Genomic DNA, 13,705 nt, shown 5'->3' with positions numbered 1-13,705 from the left:
GCATGATGCAAAAAGCAGCAATGATCGTATCGGGTGCAGGATTACTGGTCAGCTGGCTATACGGAGAGATTGGAGGGCTAGATCCTTCTTGGATCGCCGTATTCTTATGCGGAGTACCGATCGCATGGACGGCACTCAAGGAGCTGTTCCTAGAAAAGACGATCAATAGTGATGTTCTGGTGACCATTGCGATCGTGGCTGCAGTCTCTATCGGTGAAATTTTTGCTGCCGGTGAAGTAGCGCTGATCATGATGCTCGGCATGTGGTTGGAAAATCGGACGGTTGCGCGGGCAGCATCAGCCTTGGAGGAAATGGTGCAAATGGCTCCACAGACAGCTCGAGTCAAACGCCAGGAGGAATGGGTGGAGGTCGCCCTAGCAGAAGTCGTACGTGGAGACTTGATTTTAGTGAAGCCAGGAGAGAAGGTTCCTGTAGATGGAAAGGTAGAGAATGGGCAGGCTGCAGTGAATCAGGCGGCTCTGACAGGTGAGTCACTGCCTGTGGAAAAACGCTCAGGTGACGAAGTCTTCATGGGAACGATCAATACAAATGGTTCGATCGAAGTGGTAGCCCAGCGAGTAGGTGAAGAAACGACATTTGCCAAGGTGACTCGTCTGGTGGCAGAAGCGATGGAGCGCAAGGCACCTGTCCAGCGTCTGCTGGATAAATGGGCGGCGTGGATTGTACCGAGCAGTCTCACCCTCGCAGTTCTGATGTACCTGTTTACCGGCGATCTGGTGCGTGCCGTCACCATTCTCATTGTCTTTTGTCCGTGTGCACTGGTGCTCGCTACACCGACCGCCATCATGGCAGGGATCGGTAGCGCAGCCAAGCACGGTATTTTGATTAAAAGCGGTGTAGCACTGGAACAAATCGGTTTAGTCAATGCCTTGTTGTTTGATAAGACAGGAACACTCACGGAAGGCAAGCTGCAAGTGACCGGTGTCGCACGATTACACAATCAGAAGCAGGAAGATGTACTGCGTCTGGCAGCTGCACTTGAGCGTCACTCGGAGCATCCGCTGGCACAGGCCATCGTCACAGCGGGTGAGCAGCAACGTCTTGAACTGCCTGTGGTAGAATCGTTCCTGGTCCATCCGGGTAATGGCGTTTCTGGACGGGTAGAAGGACGTGAAGTACTTGTAGGGAATCGTCGCTTTTTCGCTGACATGGGAATCTCCACAGACGAGCTGCGTCCTCTCCAGGAAGAGCAGGAAAAAGCAGGGCAGACCGCAGTCTTTGTTGCAAGCGAAGGTCGGCTGATCGGCATGGTGTCACTGGCAGACCGTGTGCGGATGGAATCGCGTGATACGGTTGGGCGTCTGCGTCTGTATGGCGTAGGTGAAATCGCCATGCTGACAGGAGACAACAAAGGAGCTGCTGGTCAAATCGCTCGTCAGGCTGGTGTGACCACGGTCTTTGCAGAACAGTTTCCGGAAGCCAAATACCAGCGAGTCGAAGAGTATCGGGATCGCGGTCTGGTCGTCGGGATGGTTGGGGATGGCATTAACGATGCTCCGGCACTTACCTCCGCACATGTGGGGATTGCTATGGGGGCGGGCGGTACGCAGATTGCTGCTGAAGCGGCTGACATCGTCATCATGACCGACGACATTTCCAAAGTGGCAGATGCTGTGAAGCTCGGACGCAAGGCCTTGCACGTGATTCGGCAAAACCTGATTATATCCAGCGCGATTAATGCTGGGGCAATCATCCTAGCGATGGCAGGAATACTTGGTCCGGTCGGCGGGGCCTTTGTGCACAATGCGACATCTGTGCTGGTCGTACTCAATTCTGCACGACTGATTCACTATTTGTCTCGCAAGGATAAAGCGAAACGGATGACACCTCCGACGATTTCTTCCTGCGGTTCCTGTACTTGCACGAAAGGATTCTGCGATCTCGGAACATCCAAAGGCTGATTGAAACGAAAAAACCCGAAAGAAGAGAGGCTGGGCAATGAGGTTCATTGTTCCGGCCTTTTTCTTCTCTACACGAACACACGTTCAAAATTCATGCAATTTTTCCACTATTCATGTAAACTATAAGCACAGACGAAACCGTATAGACGGATATAGGGGGTGCCGAACATGATTATTCAAGTATCCGATTTGAAAAAAAACTACGGGCAATTACAGGTCCTGAAAGGCATTACGACACAGGTGGCCGAGCGGGAAGTGGTCTGTGTCATTGGGCCATCTGGATCGGGAAAAAGCACATTCTTGCGCTGTCTCAACCAACTGGAAGAATCGACGAGTGGGAGAATTGTCATCAATGGGCACGACTTGTCGGATCCCAAGGTCGATATCAACAAAGTTCGGGAAGACGTAGGCATGGTCTTTCAACGATTCAACCTGTTTCCGCACAAAACGGTGTTGGAAAACGTCATGCTGGCTCCAGTGAAAGTACGAAAAATTTCCCAGGAGCAAGCGCGCAAGCAAGGCCTGGAGCTGTTGAAGAAAGTAGGCCTCCAGGACAAGGCGGATGTCTATCCGGATCGTCTGTCTGGTGGGCAAATGCAACGGGTGGCGATCGCTCGGGCGCTGGCGATGAATCCAAAAGTCATGTTGTTCGACGAGCCAACCTCTGCGCTCGATCCTGAACTGGTGGGAGAAGTGCTGGCTGTTATGAAGGATCTCGCCAAGGAAGGCATGACGATGATTGTCGTTACTCACGAGATGGGCTTTGCGCGTGAAGTGGGCGATCGCGTCATCTTTATGGATCAAGGCATCATTATGGAAGAAGGAAAGCCACAGGAGCTATTTGAAAATACACAAAACGAACGACTTCGTTCATTCCTGGGAAGGGTGCTGGTAAAATGACAAAACCGCTCACGCTTTCATCGATTCCAACTGAATTTGTGGAAGCTGATGATTGGGGCAAAATGACTACTCTTTTTTTGGGGGCAGCCGCTGGTAGTGAAAAGCTCTACGCCAATATCGACAAAGTTCAGCCAGGCGCAAAAAGCGTCAAGTATCATAGCCACTCGCTGCAAGAGGAGTTCTTCTTCATTTTAGCTGGGACAGGCACACTCAGACTGAACGGCGAGGAATATCACGTTACAAAAGGCAGCTTCGTCGCTAAGCCAGCGGGAAAGAATATCGCACATCAGTTCATCAATACAGGGACAGACGTTCTGGAGATTTTGGATGTGGGTATGAAGGTCGAAGGGGATGTCGCGTACTATCCAGATGAAGATGTCTATTACATTCGAGGGAAAAAAGCCTTCAAAGGAACGGATTCTCTCGAGGACTGGGATTCAGAGCCGAATCGATAAGCGCTTAAAAAAAGCACCAGACGCTTCGCGGCAAGCGACGCGTGCTGGTGCTTTTTAGCCTCACTTGGCTGCGTCCAGTAGCTGACTGACGGTGACAAATCGGTAGCCTTGAGAACGCAAATCCGTGATGAGCTCCTGCAGGGCAGCGACGGTCTGCCGTTGATTCAGACCACCGTCATGGAAGAGGATGATATCTCCTGAGGAAACGTTGCTTTTCACGCTTTTGGCGATGACAGAAGCCGTACGTGCGAGTGACCAGTCTCTGGGGTCAACCGACCAATGGATGATGTCATAGCCGCTGGATTGCACGGCATTCATGACATCATGCGTCATGACTCCTCCTGGTGGACGGTAATACTGTGCGAGTATCCCGGTGGTTTTCAGGATCGAGCGCTCACCTTGCTTGATGTCATCGTAGACCTCATGCTCGGTCAGCTTGTTCATGTCATAGTGGTGATAGCCGTGATTGCCAATCTCATGTCCTGCCTTGTAAATCCATTGCATGACGCGAGGGTGCTTGTCCACCTGGGAGCCGAGCACAAAAAAGGTGGCGAGTACTTTGTTTCGATGCAGCACTTCCAGAATTTTCGGTGTGTACTTTGCATCTGGGCCGTCATCAAACGTAAGCGCAACGACTTTTTTCTGCGTGTCTATCCGGTGGATCGGTTCGTATAACGGGGTAGGAGAGCTCGCCCAAGCAGGCAGGATGTCCCAGCTGAGAAGGCAGGCTATGAGACAGACGTATAACGCGCCACGGCGCATGACGATTGCCCCCTTCGTTTTCGTATGGCTATAGGTTCACCCCCTTTAGGGAAAACATGCTGCCAAAAGAAAACAGCGGTCAGCTTAGGATAGGGATATGTTAGAATAAATAGACCGTACATAGGAGAGGAGAGAATTCAGTGGAACTCCGCGGTATTTTACATGGACTCACCCACGAATATCACGGGAAGGACAAGCCCGTTGACTATTACTTACAAATCGGCGAGGATCGCATGCCATTGAACGAATGGCTGGGAAGCGAATTGACGATTACTTTTTTAGGGGAAAAGAACTGCATCGCTTGTGGTCGAAAAACGAACAAGACCTTTAACAGCGGGTACTGCTATCCCTGTTTCACCAAACTGCCGGAAAATGACCTCTGCATCGTCAAGCCGCACGAGTGTCATTTTGACTTGGGAACGTGCCGAGATGAGAGCTTTGGCGAAAAGTATTGCATGATTCCCCATTTTGTCTATCTGGCCGTTTCCAGTGATATGAAGGTAGGATTGACGCGCAAGCACAATCAGTTGAAACGTTGGGTAGACCAAGGCGCGATCAGGGCCATCCCGATCGCTGAGGTGCCGACGCGACGCATGGCTGGTGAACTGGAGTTTCATCTTAGCCAATTTTTGCCTGACAAGACCAACTGGCGCAAAATGCTCAAGGGCGATGTAAAGGAAATCGATTTGCTCGCGATGCGCGACGAAGTATACGGCCATTTCCCGGATGAGTTCAAGCCATTCCAATATCGGGACGACGAATGGGTAGATATCACGTATCCGATTCTGGAGTCCTTGGACAAAATCAACTCCAAGTCGCTGGACAAAGAGGAAAAGCTCGGGGGTCGCTTGATCGGGGTCAAGGCGCAGTATTTAATCTTTGACAACGGAGTATTCCAGACGCGAAAACACGCTGGTTACCAGGTAGAGATTACAACCTCATCTTCTGCATAAAGAAACGCAAACTCCTCACACTGAAACAAAACGTCAGGGAGGAGAGATGTGCAGTGAGGGACGAGCATATCGAATATACGGAGCCTTTGACAGGGACGCTTGCTGAGGCAGCTGAAGCGCAGGAATGTTCGCAACTGGGTGTGCCTTTTTCACCATTGGCGCAGACCTGGCAAGTGAATCCCGGAGCAGAAGCAGTGGAACAGGAAAAGCAGTAATGGAAGGCAGATAGACTTCTACACGATCAGCGAAGAAACGGCAGCCATTGATTTCGTGATGGCTGTCATTTTTTTACCTTCTTTTATTTATAGAAGGAACAGGGCCGAGTGCTCCGATCAAATCATTGAAATATCATCTCTTTGATTTTGTCGGAATTGTGGGTATGATCTATCTATTTAAAGCCATATTCGCGCTCTTACCAGAGTAAATAGCTGAATTTGGACAGGAGGACTTATGAAAGGATTAACTTTTGCAAGCCACTATGCTTCGGAGATGGACAGTCGAGAGACGTTGTATCCGCTGTTTGAACGCGTGTTTGACATTCCGGTTGAAGTACTGAAGGACTTTTATGCCAGAGGTTTTTGGGATCCTACCTATTGCCCCTATACGTTCTTTGACGGTACGAGGGCCGTAGCAAACGCCTCCTGTTTTACGCTCGAGCTGCAGCTAGGTGGTCAGGGAGTAAAAGCGGCTGGGATCCAGTCTGTCATGACCCACCCGGATTATCGGAAGCGAGGCCTCATGCGTCAGCTCTGTGAACAGATGCTCGTGGACGTGGATCAGAGCTTCCAAACGTCTTGGCTGTTTACGGATTCACCAGAGCTGTACACACCGTTTGGGTTTCAGGTGGTGCCGCAGTATGCATTTGTAGCGGAGTATTCGCACGACGGTGACCCAGAAGCGCAGCTTCGCCAGATCGATTTTCAGCAGGAGCAGGATGTTCGGTTGGTGAGAGAGTGCTTTGTTGACCACCAGCCTATTTCTCAGACGTTTGCCCCAGTCGGCTACGAATCGTCCTTTTTCCTCCATATGTACAGTCCTGACTTCCAAAGCTACGTCCATTATTCCGAGCGATTACAGGCGATCATCGTATTTGCCGTGAAAGAGCAGACCTTGCACCTGTACGATATCATCGGGAAACAGTTGCCGTCCTGGACCGAATTGTGCACAGAAATACCTGAGCCGTTTTCCCGAGTTACCTCGCATTTTTGTCCTGATCAGTTTGCAGATCGAGTTTTTACTCCCATCTTGTATGACGGTGGGGGAAAACTCATGGTACGAGGACAGCTGAGTCAGGAGCAGAGCCATCTACGCATGCCGATGACAGCGGCCTTTTAAAATCAGGGTTATGGATAGGATGCACAGTCATCGCGCGCAATGGTATCCTAGCCTTAAGACAAACATACCAGCAGCAGACCAATTAACCGAGGTGAACCCACATGGCGATCAAAGCTTATTTGTACAACAAATGCGATACGTGCCGCAAAGCGAAAAAATGGCTCCAGGACGAAGGGGTAGGATTCGAGGAAATTCCGATTGTTGACGCGCCTCCTTCCAAGGACGAGCTGCGCAGCATTTGGAAAGCAAGCGGTCTTGACCTGCGCAAGTTTTTTAATGTCAGCGGCGTGCAGTATCGAGAGCTGGGGCTTAAGGACAAGCTACCTAGCATGTCTGAAGAGGAAATGCTCGATCTGTTGGCGTCCAACGGCAAGCTGATCAAGCGACCATTGATTATCAATAACGAGACAGTGACCTTGGGCTTCAAGGCAGATGAGCTAGAAAAAGCTTGGGGAGGTAAATAAACATGCGCCAGCCATCCAAACGACTGGAGCATCTGTCCGCGGCTATATTTTCGGAGATGGCATCGCGCAAACGCGAGGTGGCTAAAAAGAGGGTGGTCTACGACTTGAGTATCGGAAGCCCGGACCACCAGCCTGATGCGCGACTGTTGGAGACGCTCGTGGCAGCTATCCAGCAACCGGGAGCGTTTGGTTATGCCTTAAGTGAAGGAACGGCAGCGTTTCGCGAGGAGGTCGCTCGATGGTACCAATTCCGTTTCGAGGTGGAGCTCACTCCGGACACAGAGATCCATTCTTTAATGGGCTCGCAGGATGGCCTCGCTCACTTTGCCTTGGCATGGACAGATCCTGGAGATCTGGTGCTGGTGCCCGATCCTGGCTACCCCATTTATGCCGGTAGTGTCCATCTCGCAGGAGCTGTTCCCTATGCGATGCCTCTTCGTCAAGAAAATGGGTTCCTCCCTGACCTGACAGCCATTCCTGAGGATGTGGCGAACCGAGCCAAATTTATGATCTTAAACTATCCAAACAACCCCGTCTCCGCAGTAGCGACGCTGTCCTTTTTTGAAGAGGTCGTCGCGTTTGCCAAACGGCATGATATTATTGTCGTTCACGATCTGGCTTACTCGGAAATGGCTTTTGACGGCTATCAGCCACCGAGCTTCTTGCAGGCGCCAGGAGCAAAGGATGTCGGAATCGAGTTTAATTCCTTTTCGAAAAGCTTTAATATGGCGGGCTGCCGAATTGCCTATGTCGTAGGAAATAGCGAGATTATCAAGCCGCTTGCCGTTGTGAAATCCAATGTGGATTACGGAGTCTTTTTGCCCGTGCAGCAAATGGCGGTCGAAGCATTGAGGGCGGATCGCCTGTCCGGAGGAGCGAATGCGGTAGGCCCTGTTTATCAGGAGCGGCGGGACGTGCTACTGTCTGCTCTGGCTGAAGCTGGCTGGAAGATTGAACCACCAAAAGCGACCATGTTTGTCTGGGCGCCGATACCGGATGGCTGGACCTCTCGTGAATTCGCGTTTGCCCTGCTAGATGAAGCGGGTGTAGTCGTCATTCCAGGCAGTGCATTCGGAGAGGAAGGCGAGGGCTATGTTCGCATCGCGCTCGTACAGACTCCTGATGTTCTCAGGCAAGCCGCACAATCTATTTACGAATCAGGTATCCTTACACGCAAAACGGAACGCGTATAGCACTATGCAGAACTGGATAATCTATTATCTGTTGTGATTGGACGGATGAATGGGTGTAATTGAAAAAGAATAACAGGTTGAAATCATTCCTATATTGTATTGACTATAAAGTAGGATGTTTGTTATCATTGGACAGGCAGGCAAGAACACATTCCTAAGGAGGTTTTACATAATGGCTCAACGTCTAGTAGGAAACAAAGCTCCAGACTTTACACTGGAAACAGCACTGGGCAATGGTAAAGATTTCGGCAAGGTTTCCCTGTCCGACTACCGTGGAAAATGGTTGGTAATGTTCTTCTATCCACTCGACTTTACTTTTGTTTGCCCAACTGAAATCATCGCTCTGAGCGATGCAATCGAAGAGTTTACTGATCTGGATGCAGAAATTCTGGGTGTATCCACTGACTCCGTTCACTCCCACCGCGCTTGGATCAATACTCCTCGCGACCAAAACGGTCTGGGTGGCCTGAACTACCCACTGGCTGCTGACTTCAACAAAACAACTGCTCGCGATTACGGCGTACTGGATGAAGAAGGCGGACAAGCTTACCGCGGTCTGTTCATCATCGATCCAGAAGGCGTTTTGAAATATCAAGTAGTGAACGACCTGAACATCGGACGCTCCACTGACGAAACTCTGCGCGTACTGCAAGCATTGCAATCCGGTGGTCTGTGCCCAGCTAACTGGCGCCCAGGTCAAGCTCAACTGACTGCGAAATAATTTCGCTTCACTAGGGAATAAGAGGGTCTAACTTTTGTTAGGCCCTTTTTTAACAGAATTTAATTAGTTTTTTTGTGTGCTGTGGTGGTTGGGAGAAGCAGGTTTCCGATCTGCGCTCCGGCCTACACCCTACGAAGAAGGTAACACTGTCCACTCCACAACGATTGACGGGGAAGCGGTAAATTAGTAGCCGCTCCGCAGGGATTACAGAGGTACCGCTTCTGGATCCCGTGAATTCGTTGTTCCGCTGAGATGGGTTCCGGAGTCGCTCCGCCTGGAAACCTGCTTCTCCTGCGAGCTGAAATGGTTTCTAGGTACCTGGTATTATGATGTTTGAGGGAGCAAAAGCTTAATTTTCCAATCGTAACGCTTCGAAGGACATGAGTGAATCAAGTGTAGACGAGCGTCAATTATGTCGGTTCGACGTGTCAAGGGAGCAATTGATAAGGGGAACCAAGCCGTCGTTCTTCGTAGGTATTATCCCAGGAAGGGTTTGTCTCAACCAAACTTCTTGGAAAGTCTCAGAATAAGCCACGTGGGAGAGCCAAAGCTAGCCGAGGAAAAAGGGGAAATAAGCGGAAGATCTTAGGAACACCAGACGAGGCGCAATGGAAAAAACGAAACACGGTTGTAAGCGTCCACCTCTGAAAAGCACCCCGAGACGGCTACTTTGGACGCGGTTTCGTTTTTTGCATGGAGCCGGACAGGGATGACCCCCAGCAGGTGTTCCTATGAAGCTGGAGCGTTTTCCCCTTTTTCCTCTCCTCCACTACAGTCTGACCGAGTGTAAAAAGGAAGTGAATGTAATTCCCACGTTTTTTGAAAAAGAAAAGGGGTGTTCGAGTATGCGTTTGCGCGAAGAATTGCCTGATTTCCCAGGGATTACCGAATGGGTAAATGGTCAGGTGACAAAAGCAGATCTGGCTGGTAGCCCGGTATTGGTCCATTTTTGGTCCGTCAGCTGCTACATGTGTAAGGAGTCCATGCCGAGTGTGAATGAATGGCGGGACAAATATGCAGCAAACGGATTGAAAGTGATCGGTATTCACATGCCTCGTTCCGAACAGGACATGGACATGGAAACCATCAAGCAAACGATTGTCGAACACAACCTGACTCATCCTATCGCCATCGATAACGAGATGAAAACCGTCGATGCATTTCAGAACGAGTATGTACCAGCCTTTTACTTGTTTGACGAGAATCTGCAGCTGCGTCATTTCCAGGCGGGAGAGAAAGGTTTGAACCTGGTAAAAAAACGTCTGTTTAGAATTTTGGGGATCGAAGAGGAATCCTAGAATGTTCGTCAAATATGTATGAGGTATGGACAGTACCTGATAGGAGGATACGTAAACGATGGAATTCCCGAAAGATCTACGTTACAGCGAAGAGCATGAGTGGGTACGTGTAGAAGGAAACAAGGCTTATATCGGAATTTCTGCTTTTGCTCAGTCCGAGCTGGGTGACATCGTGTTCGTCGAGTTGCCAGAAGTAGGCGCGACAATCCAACAAGATGAGCCATTTGGCAGTGTGGAATCCGTAAAAACGGTTTCCGAGCTGTACGCTCCAGTAACCGGAAAAGTAGTAGAAGTAAATGGTGAGCTGGAAGATGCTCCAGAATTAGTCAACTCCTCGCCTTATGAAAAAGCATGGATGATCGCTGTGGAGCTGTCTGATGCAGCTGAACTGGAAAAGCTGATGGACGCTGACAAATACGAAGCAATGGTAAAAGAATAAGCAAGCAGCAAAAAGCCGAGCGATGGATAACAACGCTCGGCTTTTTTGTATCCTTACGATAGCTTGAATACACGGATCGCGTCGTTCATTTCCTCCGCCATTTTGGCGAGCATGGTCGCAGCAGCGGAAATTTCCTGCATAGACGCGTTTTGTTCTTCGGCTGCAGCAGCTACGTTTTGAGAGTTGGAGGCTGAACGTTCGGAAATGACAGAAATGTGATCGATAGCGGTGATGATACTCTCCATCTGCTCACTAATTTGCTTCATTTCACTGCTTAATTCATCGGTGCGGGTAAATAGTTGTCGGGTAGAACCGGTAATCTGGTCAAAAGCTGTTCCCGTCGATTGTACAAGGCTCATGCCTTCGCCCAAGATCGTTTCGCTGTGATTCATCCCGGCAATTGCTGCTTCGGTATCTCGCTGGATGTCGGCGACGATCCGACTCACTTGCTCAGCAGCAGAACTGGATTGCTCGGCCAGCTTCCTCACTTCATCAGCTACAACAGCAAAGCCTCTTCCTTGCTCTCCGGCACGAGCCGCCTCGATCGCGGCATTCAGAGCCAGCAGGTTCGTTTGGGCTGCAATGGTGGTGATCAAGGAAATCATTTCGCCAATCTCTTGGGATCGCTGCCCCAGTGTGTTTACCATCGCAGACGTTTGTCCCAATTGCGAGTGAATGGCACTCATCTGTGCTACTGTCTGGATCGCCATTTGGTTCCCAGCCGCTGCTTGTTGATTGGCTTCAGAGGTGGAGGAGCTGACGACTTCAATTCCTTTTTCCATTTGCGCGATCAGCTTGGCGATCACTGTCACGACATCGCCGCCTTTATTTGTCGCATCTACCTGCTGTTCGGTGCCATAGGCGATTTCCTGAACGCTCTGTGCGATCTGCTCCGTGGCATGGCTCGTTTGCTCCGCGCTTGCCATCAGCTGTTCGGAGGTGGCAGCTACTTGCTGAGAGCTGTAGCTGACGCGCTCCAGCGTTTCGCGCAACGTGGCGGTCATCGTATTGAAGCGTTCGCCCATTCGTCCGATCTCATCGGCTGTCTGAATCTCCATGGAGGCCGTAAAGTCACCTTGGGACAGAGAGAGGGACAGTTGATTGGCTTTGTCGATCTGCTTGGCGAGACCTTTACTGAATAAATGAATGACAACAATCAGAACAGCGAGACCTGCGATACTGACGGCCAACAGCTTGAAAAAGAGCAAACGCAACGGCGTGTAAAGCTCATTTTCCGGCATGACGAGAGCGATTGTCCAATTGGTTTGGGGAATCTTTTGATAAAAGATACGATTGTTTCCATTTGGATCGGTAAAGGTGGAGACCCCTTCTGCTTCAGCCATCACGGACGAGCTGATTCCCACCAGAGAAGGGTTGTCATCCGAAGTGATTTTTTGCTTCATCAGCTTTTCTGCATTGGGATGGGCGAGATATTGGCCTGTTTGATCGAGTAAAAATGACCATCCCGTTTCACCGACTTTGGTTTCAGAAATGAACTTTTGAATATCGCTTAATTCGATATCATCCGTAATCATCCCTAACATTTTTTTGTCGGGAGTAAAGAAGGGAGCTACCACTGTCAACATGGACGTTTTCGATAGATCGTCGTAGTACGGCAAGGAGAAGTCGGTGACCTGCTTGGTGCTTTCTCCTAGGCGGTACCATGGCTGATTCGGGTAGTTATACGATGGGTCACTATATTCCTCTGTCATTGTGACCGTTCCGTCATCCTGCAGTGTACCGTAGGACGAAACATACTGTTTATTCGGATCCAAGAGGTACGGCGCAAAGAAGATACCCATTCCCAGAGAACTTTCATTAACAGGGACGAGTTTGTTGAGCAAAGATTTCAGTTGCTCCGTGTTCGAAGCGGGTGGTAAGCTTTCCATGACACGCGCTGTGCTTTCTGCCACTTTACTATGTGCTTCCAAACGTTTTTCAACGGTGCCGCTGATCATGTCCAACTGGTAGTTCATTTTGCTGGTGATTTCATCGTTCAAGAGGGTTACGGATAACCAGTAGGACAGTGCCATGACGACCAACAGTGTGACCGAGATGACGGGGAGCATGGTGCTGAGCGTTCTCGAGCGGATGCTTGTAAACCGGAACATGAAAGGTGGCTCCTTTTCTGATTTAGATGCCAATATATTTCCCCAGTCCAGATTCACTCAAACATGAATATAAGGTTTAGGCAAAAGAGGGAAAAATTTCAAACTAATCAGAAAACAATGGTCAACGTATGGGGAATCAAGTACAATAAGGGGACCATTACTTTTACCATCAACCTATTGGTATGTTTTGCGGGTAGAGAGTTCCGTGTAGAGTGCGCTACAATTGCTGTTACAGACAGAGTGTCGGCCAGACTGTGTATCGTTTGGCGAAGAAGGAGGGAGACTATATGAGTTATTGTTGCGGTGCCGGAATGGTAGGATCAGTAGGGTCTGTCCGTCATTATAAAACGCTGGTGCATAACGTCCCCATCATGTTTTGTCCTGTATGTGACAGAATTGAAGTCCATCCCGCTATTGAGGGAGAGTATGAAATTCTAGTAGAATATGCTCAAGGAGATCAGGCACCGGAAGTGGACTTTGCCGATTTTGTGAGTGTTGACAATACATCCGAGTTGTTCGAGAATTGTACCATGACGGATGAAGCAGCTAGCTTCGCCGATGTGCTAAAGCAGCAGATTGATGTTTCACTGGATCTTCTCGGTGTCGCCAAAGAATTAAAGGACGATGAATGGCGAGATGCCTTGATGATTCGTTTAAAACGGTTAAGTGAGCGGCTGAAACAGTACAATAAGAGAAAGCAAATGTCGCAGAAAAGCGCTTGACCAGAGTTGACGTGGGAGGCAGTGTGAATGTTTCATTTGAAAGGCGTTCATCACATCGCATTGAATTGTAGCGATGTTGTGAAGGTAGCTCATTTTTTTAAAGAGATATTGGAAGTTCCCATCCCAGAAGAGAATATAGTGGAAGGAGCGCCTGTCTACTTTCAAATCGGCACATACACACGGATCGGACTCCATCCATTTAGTGGGGACAATGGCAAAGGTGGAGTGGGTCAAGTCGACCACATTGCATTTTCCGTAACAAGCCGCGCTGAATTGGACTATCTGGTGGATAAGCTCGAAGCAGAAAATATTTGTTACAGAGGTCCGATTGCTCGACCGGCAAGCTTTAATCTCTATTTTGAGACACCGGATGGGCACCATTTAGAAGTACGTTTGGATAAGGACGAATTTGACGAATAGAACATACATG

15 protein-coding genes are annotated in these 13,705 nt (G+C 49.6%); 13 read left to right on the top strand and 2 right to left on the bottom strand.

Annotation, left to right across the window (positions count from 1 at the left end; translation table 11 throughout):
- The first annotated feature begins 2 nt into the window (after positions 1-2).
- The 3 genes from AN963_RS14480 (at position 3) to AN963_RS14470 (ending at position 3,277) form a co-directional block, all read left to right on the top strand.
- Positions 3-1,922 (top strand): heavy metal translocating P-type ATPase, encoded by a 1,920-nt coding sequence (locus tag AN963_RS14480; RefSeq protein WP_055745262.1) that lies wholly within the window; start codon positions 3-5, stop codon positions 1,920-1,922.
- Positions 1,923-2,090: 168 nt separating this feature from the next.
- Complete coding sequence (locus tag AN963_RS14475; protein ID WP_055745261.1) at positions 2,091-2,822, top strand: amino acid ABC transporter ATP-binding protein; 732 nt, start codon at positions 2,091-2,093, stop codon at positions 2,820-2,822.
- The gene (locus AN963_RS14470) at positions 2,819-3,277 is read left to right on the top strand and encodes a cupin domain-containing protein (RefSeq protein ID WP_055745260.1); all 459 of its coding nucleotides are present in this window, start codon (positions 2,819-2,821) and stop codon (positions 3,275-3,277) included. Before AN963_RS14475 ends, AN963_RS14470 begins: the two co-directional genes overlap by 4 nt.
- A 60-nt stretch (positions 3,278-3,337) precedes the next feature.
- On the opposite strand, the gene AN963_RS14465 is transcribed toward AN963_RS14470, so the two are convergent.
- Positions 3,338-4,039 carry a polysaccharide deacetylase family protein gene (locus AN963_RS14465; RefSeq protein WP_055745259.1) on the bottom strand — a complete coding sequence of 234 codons (702 nt, stop codon included), beginning with the start codon at positions 4,037-4,039 and terminating at the stop codon, positions 3,338-3,340.
- 140 nt (positions 4,040-4,179) lie between these two features.
- Here AN963_RS14465 and AN963_RS14460 point away from each other — a divergent pair, with 140 nt between their 5' ends.
- The 8 genes from AN963_RS14460 to gcvH all read left to right on the top strand — a co-directional run bounded on the left by AN963_RS14460 (position 4,180) and on the right by gcvH (position 10,442).
- Positions 4,180-4,992 (top strand): DUF2797 domain-containing protein, encoded by an 813-nt coding sequence (locus AN963_RS14460; RefSeq protein WP_055745258.1) that lies wholly within the window; start codon positions 4,180-4,182, stop codon positions 4,990-4,992.
- Between the two features lie 53 nt (positions 4,993-5,045).
- Positions 5,046-5,207, top strand: a complete 162-nt coding sequence (locus AN963_RS31510) for a hypothetical protein (RefSeq protein ID WP_169791925.1) — start codon at positions 5,046-5,048, stop codon at positions 5,205-5,207.
- 235 nt (positions 5,208-5,442) lie between these two features.
- Positions 5,443-6,327 carry a GNAT family N-acetyltransferase gene (locus tag AN963_RS14455; RefSeq protein WP_055745257.1) on the top strand — a complete coding sequence of 295 codons (885 nt, stop codon included), beginning with the start codon at positions 5,443-5,445 and terminating at the stop codon, positions 6,325-6,327.
- 101 nt (positions 6,328-6,428) lie between these two features.
- On the top strand, positions 6,429-6,791 hold the full coding sequence (locus AN963_RS14450) for an arsenate reductase family protein (RefSeq protein ID WP_055745256.1): 363 nt from the start codon (positions 6,429-6,431) through the stop codon (positions 6,789-6,791).
- A gap of 2 nt (positions 6,792-6,793) precedes the next feature.
- Positions 6,794-7,984, top strand: coding sequence for an aminotransferase class I/II-fold pyridoxal phosphate-dependent enzyme (locus AN963_RS14445; protein ID WP_055745255.1), 1,191 nt, complete (start codon positions 6,794-6,796; stop codon positions 7,982-7,984).
- Between the two features lie 172 nt (positions 7,985-8,156).
- Positions 8,157-8,705, top strand: coding sequence for a peroxiredoxin (locus tag AN963_RS14440; protein WP_055745254.1), 549 nt, complete (start codon positions 8,157-8,159; stop codon positions 8,703-8,705).
- A gap of 845 nt (positions 8,706-9,550) precedes the next feature.
- Positions 9,551-10,003, top strand: a complete 453-nt coding sequence (locus tag AN963_RS14435) for a redoxin domain-containing protein (RefSeq protein WP_055746317.1) — start codon at positions 9,551-9,553, stop codon at positions 10,001-10,003.
- Between the two features lie 58 nt (positions 10,004-10,061).
- Complete coding sequence (gene gcvH / locus AN963_RS14430) at positions 10,062-10,442, top strand: glycine cleavage system protein GcvH (RefSeq protein ID WP_055745253.1); 381 nt, start codon at positions 10,062-10,064, stop codon at positions 10,440-10,442.
- Between the two features lie 53 nt (positions 10,443-10,495).
- Here gcvH and AN963_RS14425 read toward each other — a convergent pair whose 3' ends face one another.
- Positions 10,496-12,553, bottom strand: coding sequence for a methyl-accepting chemotaxis protein (locus AN963_RS14425; protein ID WP_055745252.1), 2,058 nt, complete (start codon positions 12,551-12,553; stop codon positions 10,496-10,498).
- A 287-nt stretch (positions 12,554-12,840) separates the two neighbouring features.
- Between AN963_RS14425 and AN963_RS14420 the strand changes: the two genes are divergently transcribed.
- Together AN963_RS14420 and AN963_RS14415 are read left to right on the top strand one after the other, a co-directional pair.
- On the top strand, positions 12,841-13,275 hold the full coding sequence (locus tag AN963_RS14420; protein ID WP_055745251.1) for a hypothetical protein: 435 nt from the start codon (positions 12,841-12,843) through the stop codon (positions 13,273-13,275).
- A 27-nt stretch (positions 13,276-13,302) separates the two neighbouring features.
- On the top strand, positions 13,303-13,695 hold the full coding sequence (locus AN963_RS14415) for a VOC family protein (protein ID WP_055745250.1): 393 nt from the start codon (positions 13,303-13,305) through the stop codon (positions 13,693-13,695).
- The last annotated feature ends 10 nt before the right edge of the window (positions 13,696-13,705 follow it).

This window comes from Brevibacillus choshinensis (genome assembly GCF_001420695.1).
GTDB lineage: Bacteria > Bacillota > Bacilli > Brevibacillales > Brevibacillaceae > Brevibacillus > Brevibacillus choshinensis.
This window is presented reverse-complemented; position numbering and strand designations above follow the sequence as displayed.

Coding starts and splice junctions, on each gene's coding strand:
- AN963_RS14420 (WP_055745251.1), top strand. CDS start 12,841: ATGAGTTATTGTTGCGGTGCCGGAATGGTAGGATCAGTAGGGTCTGTC.
- AN963_RS14440 (WP_055745254.1), top strand. CDS start 8,157: ATGGCTCAACGTCTAGTAGGAAACAAAGCTCCAGACTTTACACTGGAA.
- AN963_RS14470 (WP_055745260.1), top strand. CDS start 2,819: ATGACAAAACCGCTCACGCTTTCATCGATTCCAACTGAATTTGTGGAA.
- AN963_RS14435 (WP_055746317.1), top strand. CDS start 9,551: ATGCGTTTGCGCGAAGAATTGCCTGATTTCCCAGGGATTACCGAATGG.
- AN963_RS14450 (WP_055745256.1), top strand. CDS start 6,429: ATGGCGATCAAAGCTTATTTGTACAACAAATGCGATACGTGCCGCAAA.
- AN963_RS14445 (WP_055745255.1), top strand. CDS start 6,794: ATGCGCCAGCCATCCAAACGACTGGAGCATCTGTCCGCGGCTATATTT.
- gcvH (WP_055745253.1), top strand. CDS start 10,062: ATGGAATTCCCGAAAGATCTACGTTACAGCGAAGAGCATGAGTGGGTA.
- AN963_RS14465 (WP_055745259.1), bottom strand. CDS start 4,039: ATGCGCCGTGGCGCGTTATACGTCTGTCTCATAGCCTGCCTTCTCAGC.
- AN963_RS14415 (WP_055745250.1), top strand. CDS start 13,303: ATGTTTCATTTGAAAGGCGTTCATCACATCGCATTGAATTGTAGCGAT.
- AN963_RS14455 (WP_055745257.1), top strand. CDS start 5,443: ATGAAAGGATTAACTTTTGCAAGCCACTATGCTTCGGAGATGGACAGT.
- AN963_RS14480 (WP_055745262.1), top strand. CDS start 3: ATGATGCAAAAAGCAGCAATGATCGTATCGGGTGCAGGATTACTGGTC.
- AN963_RS14425 (WP_055745252.1), bottom strand. CDS start 12,553: ATGTTCCGGTTTACAAGCATCCGCTCGAGAACGCTCAGCACCATGCTC.
- AN963_RS14475 (WP_055745261.1), top strand. CDS start 2,091: ATGATTATTCAAGTATCCGATTTGAAAAAAAACTACGGGCAATTACAG.